Source organism: Stutzerimonas stutzeri, assembly GCF_051028275.1.
GTDB classification, from domain to species: domain Bacteria; phylum Pseudomonadota; class Gammaproteobacteria; order Pseudomonadales; family Pseudomonadaceae; genus Stutzerimonas; species Stutzerimonas stutzeri_AS.
Genome location: NZ_CP069269.1, coordinates 3808475 through 3823408 on the forward strand (window position 1 = coordinate 3808475; position 14934 = coordinate 3823408).

A 14934-nucleotide genomic window follows, 5' to 3' on the forward strand; every position below is an offset into this window, starting at 1 on the left:
CGCTGCGCTTTTGCCGAGCAAGGCCTGTCCGGTCTACCCTTCGGCCAGGCAAATCGTTCAAGGCTCAACCATGACTCACCGCCACTCGGCCTCAACCTCGCACGACCACGCCGCGTCCTACTACGCCGCCAGTGTCAATCAACCGCTTGAGTTCATGCCCTTGCAGGGCGAACAACAGGCCGACGTCTGCATTGTCGGCGGCGGCTTCAGCGGCCTCAATACCGCAATCGAGCTAGCCGAACGCGGGTTGTCTGTGGTCCTGCTGGAAGCCCATCGCATCGGGTGGGGTGCCAGCGGGCGCAACGGCGGGCAGCTGATTCGCGGCGTAGGGCACGACGTCGAGCAGTTTCAGCCAGTGCTGGGTGAAGAGGGCGTGGACAGCCTCAAACGCATGGGTTTCGAAGCGGTGGATATCGTTCGCGAGCGCATCGAGCGTTACGCCATCGACTGCGACTTGACCTGGGGCTATTGCGATCTGGCAACGAAACAACGTCATCTTGATGGCTTCGATGCGGACTACGCAGACCTTCAGCGTCTGGGTTATCCACATACCTTACGGCGCGTGCCGAAGGAGGCCATGCGCGAGGTCATCGGCTCCGATCGCTATGTGGGCGGCCTGATCGATATGGGGTCTGGCCACCTCCACCCCCTCAACCTGGCACTGGGTGAAGCCGCTGCGGCGAAGTCACTTGGCGTTCAGCTGTACGAGCGATCCGCAGTCGAACGAATCGACTATGGCAGCCAGGTTCGCGTCCACACAGCGCAGGGCAGCGTACATGCCAAGCAGCTCGTGCTGGCCGGGAATGCCTATCTGGGCTCGCTGAACAAATCACTGGCCGGCAAGGTGCTACCCGCCGGCAGTTACATCATTGCCACCGAACCTTTGCCAGAGGCGGTCAGGCAGGAACTACTGCCACAGAACATGGCGGTCTGCGACCAGCGTGTCGCGCTGGATTACTTTCGCCTGTCGGCAGATGGACGCCTGCTGTTTGGCGGTGCTTGCCATTACTCCGGTCGTGACCCAAAAGACATCGCGGCCTATATGCAGCCAAAGATGCTCGATGTGTTTCCGCAGCTAAAGGCGGTGCGCATCGATTTCCAATGGGGCGGCATGATCGGTATCGGCGCGAATCGCCTGCCGCAAATCGGTCGATTGCCGGAGCAGCCCAACGTGTTCTATGCCCAAGCGTACGCGGGTCACGGCTTGAATGCGACACACCTCGCCGGGCGGTTGCTGGGCGAGGCCATCGCCGGACAGGCCGAAGGGCGTTTCGATCTGTTCGCCCGCGTGCCACACCCGACCTTCCCGGGTGGACAGCGGCTGCGCTCCCCCCTGCTCGCACTCGGCATGCTCTGGCATCGACTCAAAGACGAGTTCTGAATTTCGCCGTTGCGCTGGCGTCCAAGCTGTTGAGGAAGATAACAATCGACAGGAGTGACCCTGCGCATGCACCTGCTGCTAGTGGCAGTGCTGTTCCTGGCTGGCTGTGCCGGCCAGATCACACCGGCCCCAACGTCCTTTGCGCTACCCAACGATGCTTCGGCGCTGGCCCAGCGAGTCGAGACTCAGGCGGCAGGGCAAGCTGAGGGTACATCCGGTTTCCGCCTGCTGGCGGACAGCGCGGACGCTTTTTCGGCGCGCATGAGGCTGATCCGCGAAGCCCGAACGAGCCTCGACGTACAGTACTACATCGTCCACGACGGGCTGAGCACCCGTGCACTGATCGAGGAAGTGCTGCGAGCTGCCGACCGTGGCGTTCGGGTCCGCCTGCTGCTCGACGATACCACCAGCGACGGCAGTGATTACCAGATCGCCACGCTCGCAGCCCACCCGAACATAATGATTCGCGTGTTCAATCCATTACATGCCGGTCGCAGTAATGCCGTTACCCGCACCCTTGGCCGCCTGCTGAATTTATCCAAGCAACACCGGCGCATGCACAACAAGCTGATGCTCGCCGACAGCACCCTCGCGATCGTCGGAGGTCGCAATCTGGGCGACGAGTACTTCGATGCAGATCAGGGATTCAACTTCACCGACATTGACCTGCTGGCGGCCGGCACGGTCGCTGCACAGCTGGCCGTGAGCTTCGATCAGTACTGGAATCATCAGCTAAGCGTGCCAATCCAGGAATTCCTGCACCATCCGCCCAGCGTTGACGAGCTCGAGCTGGCGCGCCTCGATATCACCCAATACCTGCAGGCCGAACGAAGCAAGGACGAACGCCGATATCAGCACCTGATGAGCGGTGTGCAGGAGCCGTTACCGCGCGACTGGCTGGCCGATCTGATCTGGGCACCAGGCGAAGCGCTCTGGGATCACCCCGACAAGATCGAAGCGCCCGGCATCCCTAATGAAAGCCTGCTGCTAACCACCCAGCTGCAACCGAGCATGGACGGCGTAAGACGATCGCTGACATTGATCTCCGCGTACTTCGTGCCAACCGAGCAAGGCGCGGAATACCTGGCCAGCCACGCTCGAAATGGCGTTGCAGTGCAAGTCCTGACCAATTCCCTCGAAGCCACCGACGTGCCCGCCGTCCATGGCGGATATGCTCCCTACCGTGCGGAGCTACTACGGGCGGGAGTAAGGCTGTTCGAGCTGCGTCGGCAACCCGACCAGGACACCCGCATCAGCATCAGTGGCGAATCTGAGTCCAGCCTGCACAGTAAGGCTGCGGTGTTCGACCGGGAACGAGTGTTCCTCGGCTCGCTGAACTTCGACCCCCGCTCTGTCCTGTGGAATACCGAGGTCGGCATTCTCATAGACAGCCCCGAGCTGGCGAGCGAAGTGCACGAGCTAACGCAGGAGGGCACTTCGCCCGCCGTCAGCTATGAAGTGCGATTGATCGAGCGCAACGGCAGTTCTCGGCTGGTCTGGATCGCTGAAGATGACGGTCAGCATAAAGTATTGCTGCACGAACCAGGCGGTGCCTGGCGGCGATTCAATGCCTGGCTCAGCCGGGTCATCGGGCTGGAACGGATGCTCTGAACGGCCTGTAAAGGCGAGGTTTCGTGACACTTCCGCCAATCTTGCCGCTCAAATGGCCGAGCCTCAAAAAATAGCGCCTTTGTGTGATAACAGAGTGCCACCCCTTGGCTAGGCTAACAGGCTGATGCCGTGCTGGTTCGACAGCCAGACACTTGCTTCTATAAAAATAAAAAGGAGCGCGACATGAATCATCGCAAATGGCTATGGATGGTAGTTCTGCTGGCGTGCGGGTTCCAAGCGGGAATCATTCCTGCTCAAGCACAAACCTTCACCCCGCTGGAGAGCATGCAGATCCATGCCAACCGTGCCACCAGCAGCCTATTGCTCTACCGTGGCGAGGGCTTTCAGAAGGCGCACCTAGCCAGAATGGAAAGCGACCTGGAGGCGCTGGCTGACACGGTCAAGCGCTTTCCCGGCGCCGGCGATGACCTTCACCAAACGCATCAGGTGTTGCAGACAACGCTCCGCGAAGGGGCAGGCTTCGGTTACCAGGAAGACGACATGCCTTGGGGCTGGCCACTGCAGATGAGCAAGGCGCTGCGCGATTTTCTGACGGCGGTGCGCAGCCAGCAAGGCGCCAATGTACGCGCTGAGCTTCCGGCCAAGGTTGAATACCTCACCGTGCAGTACCTAAGCCGCGCCTATGTTGGTTCATTCGAAACCGCGCGCGAACAACCAGACACCTACCTTGGCCAGGACGAGCGTCGGCTCGTGCCGTCGATCGACGAGCAACTGGCGACGCTGGACGGCAAATCGAACGCAGCCATTGCGAAACTGAAGACCCGCTGGGAGTTTCTCAAGGTTGCGCTTGAAGACATGAACAGTGGCAACAACAGCTTCAACACTGCGTCAGGCCGCGCTTTCGCCCCGATCATGGTTGACCGCCACGCGCGCAGCCTCAGCGACCAATGGATGGCGATCGCACCTGATTGAGTGCGCGACCGTCAGGCGTCAGCCGACACCCGTCGCAACCGAACCGGGCCAACCCGCTCTTCGATAGCGTGGCGCAGGGGTTCGCGCAAGCCGAAGATGAAGCCCAGCTCAGCGACGACGAACAGTGGTCCAATGATCAGCCCGCTCAAATCGTCGATGAATGCCGGCTTGCGCCCTTCGAAGTAGTGTCCGATGAACTGGATGGCCCAACCAACCAGGAACAAACCGCCCCCGGCGCTCAGCCATCGAGTTGTCGATTGCTGGGCGAGCGCTGCGCCTATCCAGGCGCAGAGCACCAGCAGCGCCCCCATGAGCACGCCGAAGCGTACATCCAGCCGAAGATAGAACAGCGTTGAGATCGAGGCGACCAATAAAACCGGGCTCAGCCAGAGTCCGAATGCCTCCACGCCGGGACGAGACAGTAATACCGCGACAGCCAGCACGATCATCGGAATGCCGATGAAGTGACTGAGCAGATTCCGCGGGTCTCGGTGGTAGGCCGCGTACTGGGCGAGATGATCGGTTAGCGTTTTCATTGCAAACTCCGGATAGCCTGTTTGGCAAGCTTAGCCAGCCTGGGGTTGCGCCAAGCGCCGCCAAGTAGTGATGTAGCGCCAAAAGCCATGGCGCTTGTGCCATCCAGCGATGCAGCCAAGGTTCCGGACAGAGACCCGATCGCAGGCCACCCCAGAGCCACCTGTGGCAAAGCTTCCGGTCAGCGCGCCTGATCGGGAGCCGTCAACGGCAGACCGAGCTGCACCCGGCGCCGCAGCCAAGGGCTCGGGCGATAGCGCGGCTCGTGACCATAGCAGCGCTGCATACCCTCGAGAATGGTAAGAATGCGTGCCGGGTTGTAGTGCGCAGCAAACCCCAACGGCCCTTTTGGATAGCCGAGGGCAACCATCACCGCACGGTCGAGTGTCTCCGGCGAGGCGATGCCCTTTTGAGCGATTTCACACCCCAGATTGACGATACTGGCCACGATGCGCTGGCTGATGAAACCCGGTGAATCGTTGATCACCTCTACCGGGACCCCGTCCCCCCCTAACGCCTGACGAGCCTGCGCCTCCAATGCCGGATCGAGCGCTGGCTGACGCATCAAGACACGGCGCTTTTCCAGGTCGCTGAATGGGTCCAGGGCGATAGTGCGCACCGCTGGCAGCGCCAGCCGCTCGATGTAGCTACTCGCGTCCTCTCCCAGCGGCGTGATCAGACAGATCGCCTGTTCCGACGGCTCGGCGCCGTCTTCCAAGATCACGCCAGCCTGCTGCAGGACCGATCCGATACGGCTGCGCAGCTCGGGATCGATCGTGTCGAGCCAGAACGGCCGGTCAACGGTTACCGGTTCGAAGCGAGGCTCCGGCGTGCGGATCTGCTGACCATCTTCGTAGCGATAGAACCCCCGCCCTGTCTTGCGTCCGAGCAACCCGGCCGCCACCCGTTGGGCCGCGAGATACGAAGGGGTATAACGCGCGTCGTAATAGAACTGGTCATGCACCGACTCCATCACCGCATGAGAGATGTCCAGCCCGGTCAGATCGAACAGCTCGAACGGGCCCATCCGAAACCCCGGGCCGTCACGCAAGATTCTGTCGATCTGCTCCGGCGTGGCGATGCCCTCACTCAGGATGCGCTGCGCCTCGGTGCCATAAGCACGGCCGGCGTGGTTGACCAAAAAACCGGGGGTATCCGGCGTAATCGCAGGGAAGTGTCCGGCGTGCTCGGCCAATTGCACCAATCGCTCGATGACCGAGGGGTCGGTGCGCTCACCGCGCACCACTTCGACCAGCTTCATCAGAGTGACCGGGTTGAAGAAGTGATAGCCAGCAACCCGTTCGGGACGCTCACAAGCACTGGCGATGCGGGTCACCGATAACGACGAAGTGTTGGTGGCGAGAACGGCATCGGCAGAGATCAAACTTTCCAGTTCAACGAACAGGCTCTGCTTGGCCTCCAGATTTTCGACGATCGCTTCGATCAGCAAATCGCAGCCAGACAGATCGGAGAGCCGATGCGCAGGCTGCATGCGGTTCATAACCGCGGTCAGCTCGTCGGCACTCATGCGCCCCTTGGCCACACTGCGCTCGAGCAGCTCGCGATTGAACTGCAGGGCCTGGTCTATGGTTTCAGAGTGACTGTCGTACAACCAGACCTGCTGGCCGGCGCTGGCGAAGAGTTGTGCGATGCCGCGCCCCATGGCGCCGGCCCCGATGATGCCGATACGGGAAAACATGGGAACCTCCTGACAGGGATGGCCTTGCGATTCGGTGATCTGAGCTGACAGGTGATGCGTATTCCGCAGTGCGGAACGTCATTCCACCTAATTTGACCAAGAGCCTAAAGACTGCCAGTCTCCTTAGCAAGCCATCCGTGATCGAACCTCATGTCAGCTTCCAACTACTCACCCGACCAGCTTCAGCAGGTCCATGCGTCCGTTACCGGCTTCTTCCAAGACATCGGCTGCGAGCTGCTGGCCTATGGTCCCGAACACGCCACCCTCGCGCTTGAGCTGTTACCTCGCCACCTGAACAATGCCAGCAACATGCACGGCGGAGTGATGGCGACCCTGATGGATGTCGCCATGGGTTTGTGCGGCACCTGGGAAGCCGATCCGGTCGACCGCCGAGTGGCACTAACGCTGTCGATGAACATCAATTTCAGCGCAGCTGCCTCTGCTGGCAGCCGCGTCCGAGCGCAGGCTCGGTGCCGCTCCTCCGGGCACAAGGTGTTCATGGCCAGCTGCGACTTGCTTGACGAGCAGAATCGATTGATCGCGTTCGGGGAAGGCGTGTTCAAGCGTGGCGCTCTGCGGCGGGAGCTCCCCGCTTAGATGACCGCGCTATTGCCGCTGGCTCTATTGTTCGAGCTGCTGGCTCTGATGACTCGAATCCAGCCGCTTAGCGTTATCAGCGGCATCCTTCTGGGGCTGTTTTTCGTCTGGCACTGGCGCTCGCTGATGCCCTATCCAAGGCGGCTCGGGATCGTCACCATCGCGCTGCTCGGGTACTGGTTGCTGTCTGGCGAGGCGAACTGGGAGCAAGGCGCACGCCTGCTGTCATCGGCCGCCTATTACGCGGCGTTCATTGGGGCGCTGGGGCTAATGCACTGCCTGGTTAAGCGCCTGCACCAACTCAGCGAGTTGCATCGCCTGCTATTGGCCGGCCCCCGCCAATGGCTTTATCCAGGCTATCTGCTGAGCACGTTTGCGATCAGCTCGGTGCTCAGTTTCGGCATGCTTAACCTGATCTGCGGTTCACTGGACAACCATCTTGAGCGCCGCCCCTACAGCGACCATCAGCGCCGCGAAGGTCGCCGCGGCGTGATGGTCACAGCGTTGCGAGGGTTCGCCCTGGTGCCTTTGCTGGCGCCGACCAGTGTCGCAGTGGCGATCCTGACTCGTGAGCTCGGACTCAGCTGGAGCACGCTGCTGCCCTTCGGGCTTCTGGGCGGGCTGATCCTGCTTTTGTTCGGCTGGGCGGTTGAAAACCGCCGATTGCAACAGCTGGCCGAATATCCCGTGATCGAGGCCGGCCCGGACAGCCGGCAAACCGGTGGCCGCTTGCATGGCCTGCTGTTAGGCAGCGTCATTGGCATTACGTTGATCGCCCTTCTGGCCGCGCTGACCTGGCTGTCAGCCACCCAGGCCGCGATGCTGACGGTGCCAACAGCCGTGATCCTGGTCCTGCTGTGGCAGCGGACCGCGCCGCGCCAGGTCCTCAGCGAGGTCAGCGAAACGTTGATCGGCATGCGCAACGAGACGTTCATCTTTGCCTGTTCGGCGTTGCTCGCCGGACTGGTTGCGGCACTGTTGCCGGTTCATCACCTGGCGGACCAGCTCGGGAGCTCGACAATGGCACTGTTCGGTCTGGGTGCGATCGGCGCTCTGGCGGTGATGGCGTTGGCGCTACTCGGCGTCGCACCGCTGATCTCAATGAACCTCTGCGCCGCGCTGCTGGCACAACTAGCGAGTCAGGGCCTGGCCGTAACGCAGCCGGCCGTAGCGCTGCTGTTCGGCTTTTCGCTAGCCATGCTGCTCTCGCCCTACGGGCCCTCTGCTGTGTTATTGGCTCGTCATGCTCAGCTGTCACCCTGGCGCATCGCCGTCGGCTGGAATGGCCGCTTCGTCCTGAGTGTATTGATCCCGCTACTGCTGATTCCCCTGCTGGCATGAACCGTGACGACTACATCCAGCCGTATTCAGCCATCGACAACGGCTCGCCATCACCGACAATGAAATGGTCGAGCACCCGCACATCAACGAGCGCCAGCGCATCGCTGAGCCTGCGGGTCAGCTGCCGGTCAGCCTGGCTCGGCTCGGCCACGCCGGATGGATGGTTATGAGTCAGAATGACCGCCGCGGCGTTCTGCGCCAGCGCGCGCTTGACCACTTGGCGGGGATAGACGCTGGCCCCGTCTATCGTGCCGTGAAACAGCACCTCGAAGGCCAGCACCCGGTGTTTGGAATCGAGAAAGAGGCAAGCAAACAGCTCGTGCGGTTCATGGCGCAGGCGTGCCTTGAGGAAGTCACGCACTGCCTGCGGGCTCTCCAACGCCGAATCCCGACGGATGCGCTCAGCCAGATGCCGTCGCGCCATTTCCAGTACAGCCTGAAGCTGGGCGAATTTGGCCGGCCCCAAGCCCAGGTGCCCGCTGAACTGGGCCAGGTCACTCTCAAGTAATGCCCGCAGACTGCCGAACTCGCTTAGCAGATACCGCGCCAGATCCACTGCGCTTTTTCCGGCCACCCCGGTGCGCAGGAATATGGCCAAGAGTTCCGCATCTGACAGGGCTGCTGCCCCCTGCTCCAGCAGCTTTTCCCGCGGCCTTTCCGCCGCCGGCCAATCACGTATGCTCATGTCACCTCCATGTCGAGCGTGCCCCTCGTCCTCTGAGGGCGCTGTGCTATCTTAGCGGCCTTTTATCCACGGCAACCGGCCCTCGCCGGAACCAGTTCTCACCCGTTGAAAGGCAGGCCTATGCAGCGGCTTTATCGTAAACGCATCGTCCTGGGCGTCGGTGGCGGAATCGCCGCTTACAAGAGTGCGGAGCTGGTGCGCCGGCTACGCGACCAGGGCGCCGAAGTGCGCGTCGTGATGACCAGTGGTGGTCGGGAATTCATTACGCCGCTAACCCTCCAGGCCCTGTCCGGCCACCCTGTCCACCTGGACCTGCTCGACCCCGCCGCCGAAGCAGCCATGGGCCATATCGAACTGGCACGCTGGGCCGATCTGGTACTGGTGGCGCCGGCCACTGCCGACCTGATGGCGCGCCTGGCACAGGGGGTCGCTAACGACCTTCTGACAACCCTGGTGCTTGCGACCAACGCTCCGGTTGCTTTGGCTCCTGCCATGAACCAAGCCATGTGGGCTGACCCCGCCACCCAAGCCAATCGTGCGTTGCTACAGCAGCGGGGCATACGCCTGTTCGGCCCGGCATCCGGCAGCCAGGCCTGCGGCGATGTCGGTCTTGGCCGGATGCTCGAGGCAGACGACCTGGCCCAGGCCGCAGCCGATTGCTTCGAACGCAACCTGCTGACCGGAACCCATCTATTGATTACCGCCGGTCCTACCCAGGAAAACATCGACCCGGTGCGCTACATCACTAATCACAGCTCTGGAAAAATGGGCTTTGCCCTCGCGGAGGCCGCTGCCGAAGCCGGGGCACGTGTGACGCTGGTGGCCGGGCCGGTCTTGCTGCCGACACCCGACCGGGTCCAGCGCATCGATGTCGTGAGCGCGCGCGACATGCTCGCCGCGTGCGAGGCGGCAATGCCTTGCGACCTGTTCATCGCCGCCGCAGCGGTCGCTGATTACCGCCCCGAAGTGGTCGCACCGCACAAATTGAAAAAGGACCCTACCAAGGGCGATGGCCTGCTGCTGCAGATGGTCCGTAATCCTGACATCCTCGCCACGCTGGCCGGGCGGCCAGATCGGCCGTTCAGCGTCGGCTTCGCAGCCGAGACGGAAAACCTGCTCGAGTACGCCACGCGCAAGCTGCGTGACAAGAACCTCGACCTGATCGTGGCCAACGACGTCGCCAACCCGAGCATTGGCTTCAACAGCGAAGAAAATGCCGTCACGGTGATCGACCGCCAGCAGGACGAAACCCGCTTCAGCCAGGCCAGCAAGGGGCACATCGCTCGGCAGCTGATCGCCTTTATCGCCGACCGTTACCATCAGGCCTGACCATGCACAAACTTCAAGCTAAAATACTCGATCCCCGCCTCGGCCAGGATTTCCCCCTTCCCGCGTACGCCACCAGCGGTTCAGCCGGGCTCGACCTGCGCGCCATGCTGCAAGCCGATGCGACCCTTGAACCCGGGCAGACGCTGCTGATCCCGACCGGCCTTTCCATCCATATCGCTGACCCGAACCTGGCGGCGCTGATCCTGCCGCGCTCAGGCCTGGGTCACAAGCACGGTATCGTGCTGGGCAACCTGGTCGGCCTAATCGACTCCGACTACCAGGGGGAGCTAATGGTGTCATGCTGGAACCGCGGCCAGACCAGCTTCACGATTGCCGTCGGTGAGCGCATCGCCCAACTGATGCTGGTGCCCGTGATACAGGCGCAGTTCGAGCTCGTAAGCGAGTTCGACAACAGTGAACGCGGTGCAGGTGGTTTCGGCCATTCCGGTAGCCACTGACAATCTCGCCTCTTCAGGACGAACCGAGGAGACCCATGAAACTCTTCAAACGCACCGCCAAGGACAACGGCGTTATCAGCCCCGCCGATACCTCCATCTCCACCTCCAGTCCGCAACGCAGCTCAGGCGTAAAGATGCTCCTGCCCGGCCTGATCCCCGGACTACTTGGGCTCGTGGCCGCCGCTGTGTTGCTCTGGTTTGCCGAACAAAGCGCTCAGCAGCAACAGGCCAGAGCGCTTGCACAGGCATGGGGTCAAAGCCAGGCCTCCGCGATCAACCAGGCCCTGCGCCAACTCGCCAACGACGCACGCGCTGCCGCACGCGATCCGCAACTGCTCGAAGCGTTGCGCAGCGAGCAGCCACAGCAGATACGTGCCCTCGAGCGCGAGTTGGGTTACCGGGACGGCGTGGTGGATGCCCAGCTCAACCTGCGAGGCCAGGCCCGTACGGACCCCAATCGGCCAGCGCCCCTGAACTTTGCAGCCCTGGATCTGCTGCAAAGAGCTGAGAACGGCCAGGAGCCGGCAGCCGAAGCGTTCAAGGTCGGCACTCGTTGGATGCTCTACAGTGCGGTCGCGTTACGCACAGAGCCCGATCAACCGGTTCAGGGTACGCTGTTGCTGGTGACCAGCCTCGAGCGTCTTCTCGCAACCCTGCCCCAGCTACCGGCCGACGCTGGGCAACTGCGCCTGGTGCAGCAGTTCAGTGGCGCACCCGCGCAACTGCTGGCTCAGCGCGGTGAGGCCGGCCTGGACGCGGCTGCGATAAACCTGCCGAGCAACAATCCGAACTGGAAGGTCAACTTTCTCCCAGCGGGGGAGCTCGCCGCCGCCGGGCCGTCACCCTTACTGATGCTCGGAGCAGCGCTGGTGGCCTTGTGCGGCCTGTTGCTCGGACTGCAAGCGGTGCTCAGCGCGCAGCAGCGCAGGCTCCGCGAGGACGTCTTGCATCTTGGACAAATGGTTCAGGAACTCTCTAACGGCAGGACCATCAAAACACCGACCTTGAGCCTGCCGGCGCTTGATGCGCTGGCCAAGAGTCTGGTCCGCCTGCCACTGCGCACCGCAGGGATGGCACCGGCCAAAGCCACGGCTGCTGAGCAAGCCGCGGTCCGGCAAGCCCCATCCACCGATTATGTCGACCCCGTTTTCCAGAACACCGACATTCTCGACATCGATATTCTCGACGAGGACCAGGACTGGCTTGGCCTCGACCCCAAGGAGCGAGAAACCGCAATGAGCGCCCCCAAAGCCCCGCAACTGCCAGCGAGCATCTTCCGCGCGTACGACATCCGTGGCGTGGTCGGTGAAAGCCTGACCACCGAAACCGCCTACTGGATAGGCAGGGCGGTTGGCTCCGAGAGCCTGGCCAAGGGCGAGCCAAATGTCTCAGTAGGCCGCGATGGCCGACTGTCCGGCCCCGAACTGGTCCAGCATCTGATCCAAGGATTGGTCGACAGCGGTTGTAGTGTCAGCGATGTCGGCATGGTCCCGACCCCGGTTCTGTACTACGCAGCCAACGTCCTGGCGGGCAAGTCTGGTGTGATGCTGACCGGCAGCCACAACCCGCCGGACTACAACGGTTTCAAGATCGTCATTGCTGGCGACACAATCGCCAACGAGCAAATCCAGGCCCTGCGCGAGCGGATCGAGACCGGCAACCTCAGCGAGGGCGTAGGCCAGGCGGAACAGGTTGACGTACTCGAGAGCTACTTCAAGCGCATCCGTGAAGACATCGCACTGGCCAAACCGATGAAGGTGGTGGTCGACTGCGGCAACGGCGTCGCTGGCGTGATCGCTCCGCAGCTGATCGAAGCCCTCGGATGCAAGGTCATCCCCCTGTTCTGTGATGTCGACGGTAATTTCCCCAACCATCATCCCGACCCGGGCAAGCTGGAAAATCTCGAAGACCTGATCGCCAAGGTCAAGTCCGAAAACGCCGACCTGGGCCTGGCATTCGACGGCGACGGTGACCGCGTCGGCGTGGTCACCAACGCCGGCACCGTTGTCTTCCCCGACCGTCTGCTGATGCTGTTCGCCAAGGATGTCGTATCGCGCAATCCGGGCGCGGACATCATCTTCGACGTCAAGTGCACGCGGCGCCTCACCCCGCTGATCAGCGGCTACGGTGGCCGTCCGGTCATGTGGAAAACCGGGCACTCTCTGATCAAGAAGAAGATGAAGGAGACCGGCGCGCTGCTCGCAGGAGAGATGAGCGGACACATCTTCTTCAAGGAGCGCTGGTACGGCTTTGATGACGGCATCTACAGTGCCGTGCGCCTGCTGGAGATTCTCAGCCAGGACAAGCGCAACGCCGAGCAGGTGTTCGCCGCCTTCCCGAACGATGTCTCTACACCTGAAATCAATATCACCGTCACAGAGGAAAGCAAGTTCGCCATCATCGAGAAGCTGCATCGCGATGCCCACTGGGGCGAAGCGAACATCACCACCCTCGACGGTGTCCGCGTGGACTATCCAAAAGGCTGGGGCTTGGTTCGCGCCTCGAATACCACACCGGTTCTGGTGCTGCGTTTCGAGGCCGAAACCGAGGAAGAGCTCAAGCGCATACAGGAAGTCTTCCGCGCGCAGCTTTATACTGTTGCGCCTGATCTCACACTGCCGTTCTGATTTGCGGAGCCCTGCATGACCCTCAGCCGAGAAGCCGCCACCCAATTTGCCCAGGTTCTGTCCGAAGCACTGCCGTACATCCGACGATTCGTCGGCAAAACGCTGGTCATCAAATACGGCGGCAATGCGATGGAAAGCGAGGAGCTTAAAACCGGCTTCGCGCGTGACATCGTTCTGATGAAGGCCGTGGGTATCAATCCGGTGGTGGTGCACGGCGGCGGCCCGCAGATCGGTGACCTGCTCAAGCGACTGAGCATTGAGAGCCAATTCATCGACGGCATGCGGGTGACCGATAGCCAGACCATGGACGTGGTGGAAATGGTGCTCGGCGGCCAGGTCAATAAAAGCATCGTGAGCCTGATCAACCAGCATGGTGGCGCTGCCATCGGCCTGACCGGCAAAGATGCCAATCTGATCCGTGCGAAAAAGCTCAAGGCCACGCGCCAAACGCCAGAGATGACATCTCCCGAGATCATCGATATTGGCCAGGTGGGCGAGGTGACAGGCGTCAACACCGAGCTGTTGGAAATGCTCGTGCGCGGCAATTTCATCCCCGTCATTGCGCCAATCGGGGTTGGCCCGGACGGCGAGTCCTACAACATCAACGCCGACCTGGTGGCGGGTAAGGTCGCCGAGGCGCTGAGGTCTGAAAAGCTGATGCTGCTGACCAACATTGCCGGTCTGATGGATAAGCAAGGTCAGGTGCTGACCGGACTGACCACCGCGCAGGTCGACGACCTGATTGCGGACGGCACCATCTACGGCGGGATGCTGCCAAAGATTCGCTGTGCGCTGGAGGCCGTACAAGGCGGCGTTCACAGCGCGCACATTATCGATGGCCGCGTGCCCAATGCGGTGCTGCTGGAGATATTCACGGACATCGGCGTCGGCACGCTGATCACCAACCGCAAGACATCAACCAGTCACTGACACCGGCATGAAAAAGCCCGGCTTTTCAGATGAAGAGCCGGGCTTTTTTATTAGGGTCTGGAGAGACGCTATTCTGACTGGCCGAGCAGCTCGGCGACTCGCTCGCGCTCCTGCCCATAGCTGACCTCGGCCTGCTTGCGCGTCTGCCTGTAGCGTTCGACGTCCCGCTTCAGGCTGGCCTGCTCTTTGGCCAAGTTTTCGATCTGTGTCAGCAGTTGCTCGGGCACCTTCCGCCCGGCCCGTTCGTGATTCGCCGCCTGGCTCTGAAGGTTTGCCTGCTGCGTCCTCAGCGACTGAAGGTTGCCTCGGGTGATTCCGATAACGCTGTCGAGCTCCGACAAGCGGCGCGCCTTGGCACGTTCCACATCGGCCACACTGGCATACAAACGCAGCAGCTTGGCGTCATTTTCAGCGCGGGCTTTCGCCTCCTGGATGCGTTGACGCTCTTGAGCCGTAGGCGCAGGGGGTACGACCAAGGTCACGCGCCCCTGATCGTTGAGAACCTCATAACCGCGACCAATAAACTGCGGCGGCACCCCGTGCCGGTCGAGGACCACGACGCCTTTGTCATCGACATACCGATACAGCTCAGCTTGCGCTACCGTCGCCCCCAGTAAGCCCATTAGCAACACCGCGCGCCTCCCAATTCGCATACTCCAGCCTCTTCCATACTCGGTGCTTTCGGCATTGCCACGCGTAATGCCCGATTGTTGATGCCCAAGGGCCTCAGCTTATACAAACCCCATCACATTTGCGCAGCAATAAACACACCAACTAAAGGGCGACACCTTTGGCCTGGGTTCTACCCG

The 14934-nt window shown here is 61.8% G+C and carries 13 protein-coding genes; 9 read left to right on the top strand and 4 right to left on the bottom strand.

The genetic code is table 11. The features are described 5' to 3' along the window. The first annotated feature begins 70 nt into the window (after positions 1-70). The 3 genes from JQR87_RS17750 to JQR87_RS17760 all read left to right on the top strand — a co-directional run bounded on the left by JQR87_RS17750 (position 71) and on the right by JQR87_RS17760 (position 3925). Positions 71-1381: an NAD(P)/FAD-dependent oxidoreductase gene (locus tag JQR87_RS17750; RefSeq protein ID WP_407294628.1), complete on the top strand. Its 1311-nt coding sequence runs from the start codon at positions 71-73 to the stop codon at positions 1379-1381. Between the two features lie 60 nt (positions 1382-1441). Further along, positions 1442-2992 carry a phospholipase D family protein gene (locus tag JQR87_RS17755; RefSeq protein WP_407297646.1) on the top strand — a complete coding sequence of 517 codons (1551 nt, stop codon included), beginning with the start codon at positions 1442-1444 and terminating at the stop codon, positions 2990-2992. Positions 2993-3175: 183 nt separating this feature from the next. Beyond that, the gene (locus JQR87_RS17760) at positions 3176-3925 is read left to right on the top strand and encodes a hypothetical protein (RefSeq protein WP_407294627.1); all 750 of its coding nucleotides are present in this window, start codon (positions 3176-3178) and stop codon (positions 3923-3925) included. Between the two features lie 11 nt (positions 3926-3936). Here JQR87_RS17760 and JQR87_RS17765 read toward each other — a convergent pair whose 3' ends face one another. Next, positions 3937-4461, bottom strand: a complete 525-nt coding sequence (locus JQR87_RS17765) for a DUF962 domain-containing protein (protein ID WP_407294626.1) — start codon at positions 4459-4461, stop codon at positions 3937-3939. 179 nt (positions 4462-4640) lie between these two features. Continuing rightward, positions 4641-6158 carry a 3-hydroxyacyl-CoA dehydrogenase gene (locus JQR87_RS17770; protein ID WP_407294624.1) on the bottom strand — a complete coding sequence of 506 codons (1518 nt, stop codon included), beginning with the start codon at positions 6156-6158 and terminating at the stop codon, positions 4641-4643. A gap of 150 nt (positions 6159-6308) precedes the next feature. On the opposite strand from JQR87_RS17770, the gene JQR87_RS17775 reads away from it, so the two are divergent. After that, positions 6309-6755 carry a PaaI family thioesterase gene (locus tag JQR87_RS17775; RefSeq protein WP_407294622.1) on the top strand — a complete coding sequence of 149 codons (447 nt, stop codon included), beginning with the start codon at positions 6309-6311 and terminating at the stop codon, positions 6753-6755. Continuing rightward, a complete protein-coding gene (locus JQR87_RS17780) occupies positions 6756-8096 on the top strand; it encodes a hypothetical protein (protein WP_407294621.1) in 1341 nt (446 codons plus the stop codon). It abuts the gene before it with no gap. 10 nt (positions 8097-8106) lie between these two features. On the opposite strand, the gene radC is transcribed toward JQR87_RS17780, so the two are convergent. Beyond that, positions 8107-8781, bottom strand: coding sequence for a RadC family protein (gene radC, locus JQR87_RS17785; protein WP_407294620.1), 675 nt, complete (start codon positions 8779-8781; stop codon positions 8107-8109). Between the two features lie 120 nt (positions 8782-8901). Here radC and coaBC point away from each other — a divergent pair, with 120 nt between their 5' ends. The 4 genes from coaBC to argB all read left to right on the top strand — a co-directional run bounded on the left by coaBC (position 8902) and on the right by argB (position 14125). Beyond that, positions 8902-10110, top strand: a complete 1209-nt coding sequence (gene coaBC / locus JQR87_RS17790) for a bifunctional phosphopantothenoylcysteine decarboxylase/phosphopantothenate--cysteine ligase CoaBC (RefSeq protein ID WP_407294618.1) — start codon at positions 8902-8904, stop codon at positions 10108-10110. Positions 10111-10112: 2 nt separating this feature from the next. After that, positions 10113-10568, top strand: a complete 456-nt coding sequence (gene dut, locus JQR87_RS17795; RefSeq protein ID WP_407294616.1) for a dUTP diphosphatase — start codon at positions 10113-10115, stop codon at positions 10566-10568. Positions 10569-11803: 1235 nt separating this feature from the next. Further along, a complete protein-coding gene (gene algC, locus JQR87_RS17800) occupies positions 11804-13195 on the top strand; it encodes a phosphomannomutase/phosphoglucomutase (protein ID WP_407297644.1) in 1392 nt (463 codons plus the stop codon). 15 nt (positions 13196-13210) lie between these two features. Beyond that, positions 13211-14125, top strand: a complete 915-nt coding sequence (gene argB / locus JQR87_RS17805) for an acetylglutamate kinase (protein WP_407294615.1) — start codon at positions 13211-13213, stop codon at positions 14123-14125. Positions 14126-14193: 68 nt separating this feature from the next. On the opposite strand, the gene JQR87_RS17810 is transcribed toward argB, so the two are convergent. After that, on the bottom strand, positions 14194-14778 hold the full coding sequence (locus JQR87_RS17810) for a DUF4124 domain-containing protein (protein WP_407294613.1): 585 nt from the start codon (positions 14776-14778) through the stop codon (positions 14194-14196). Between the last annotated feature and the right edge of the window lie 156 nt (positions 14779-14934).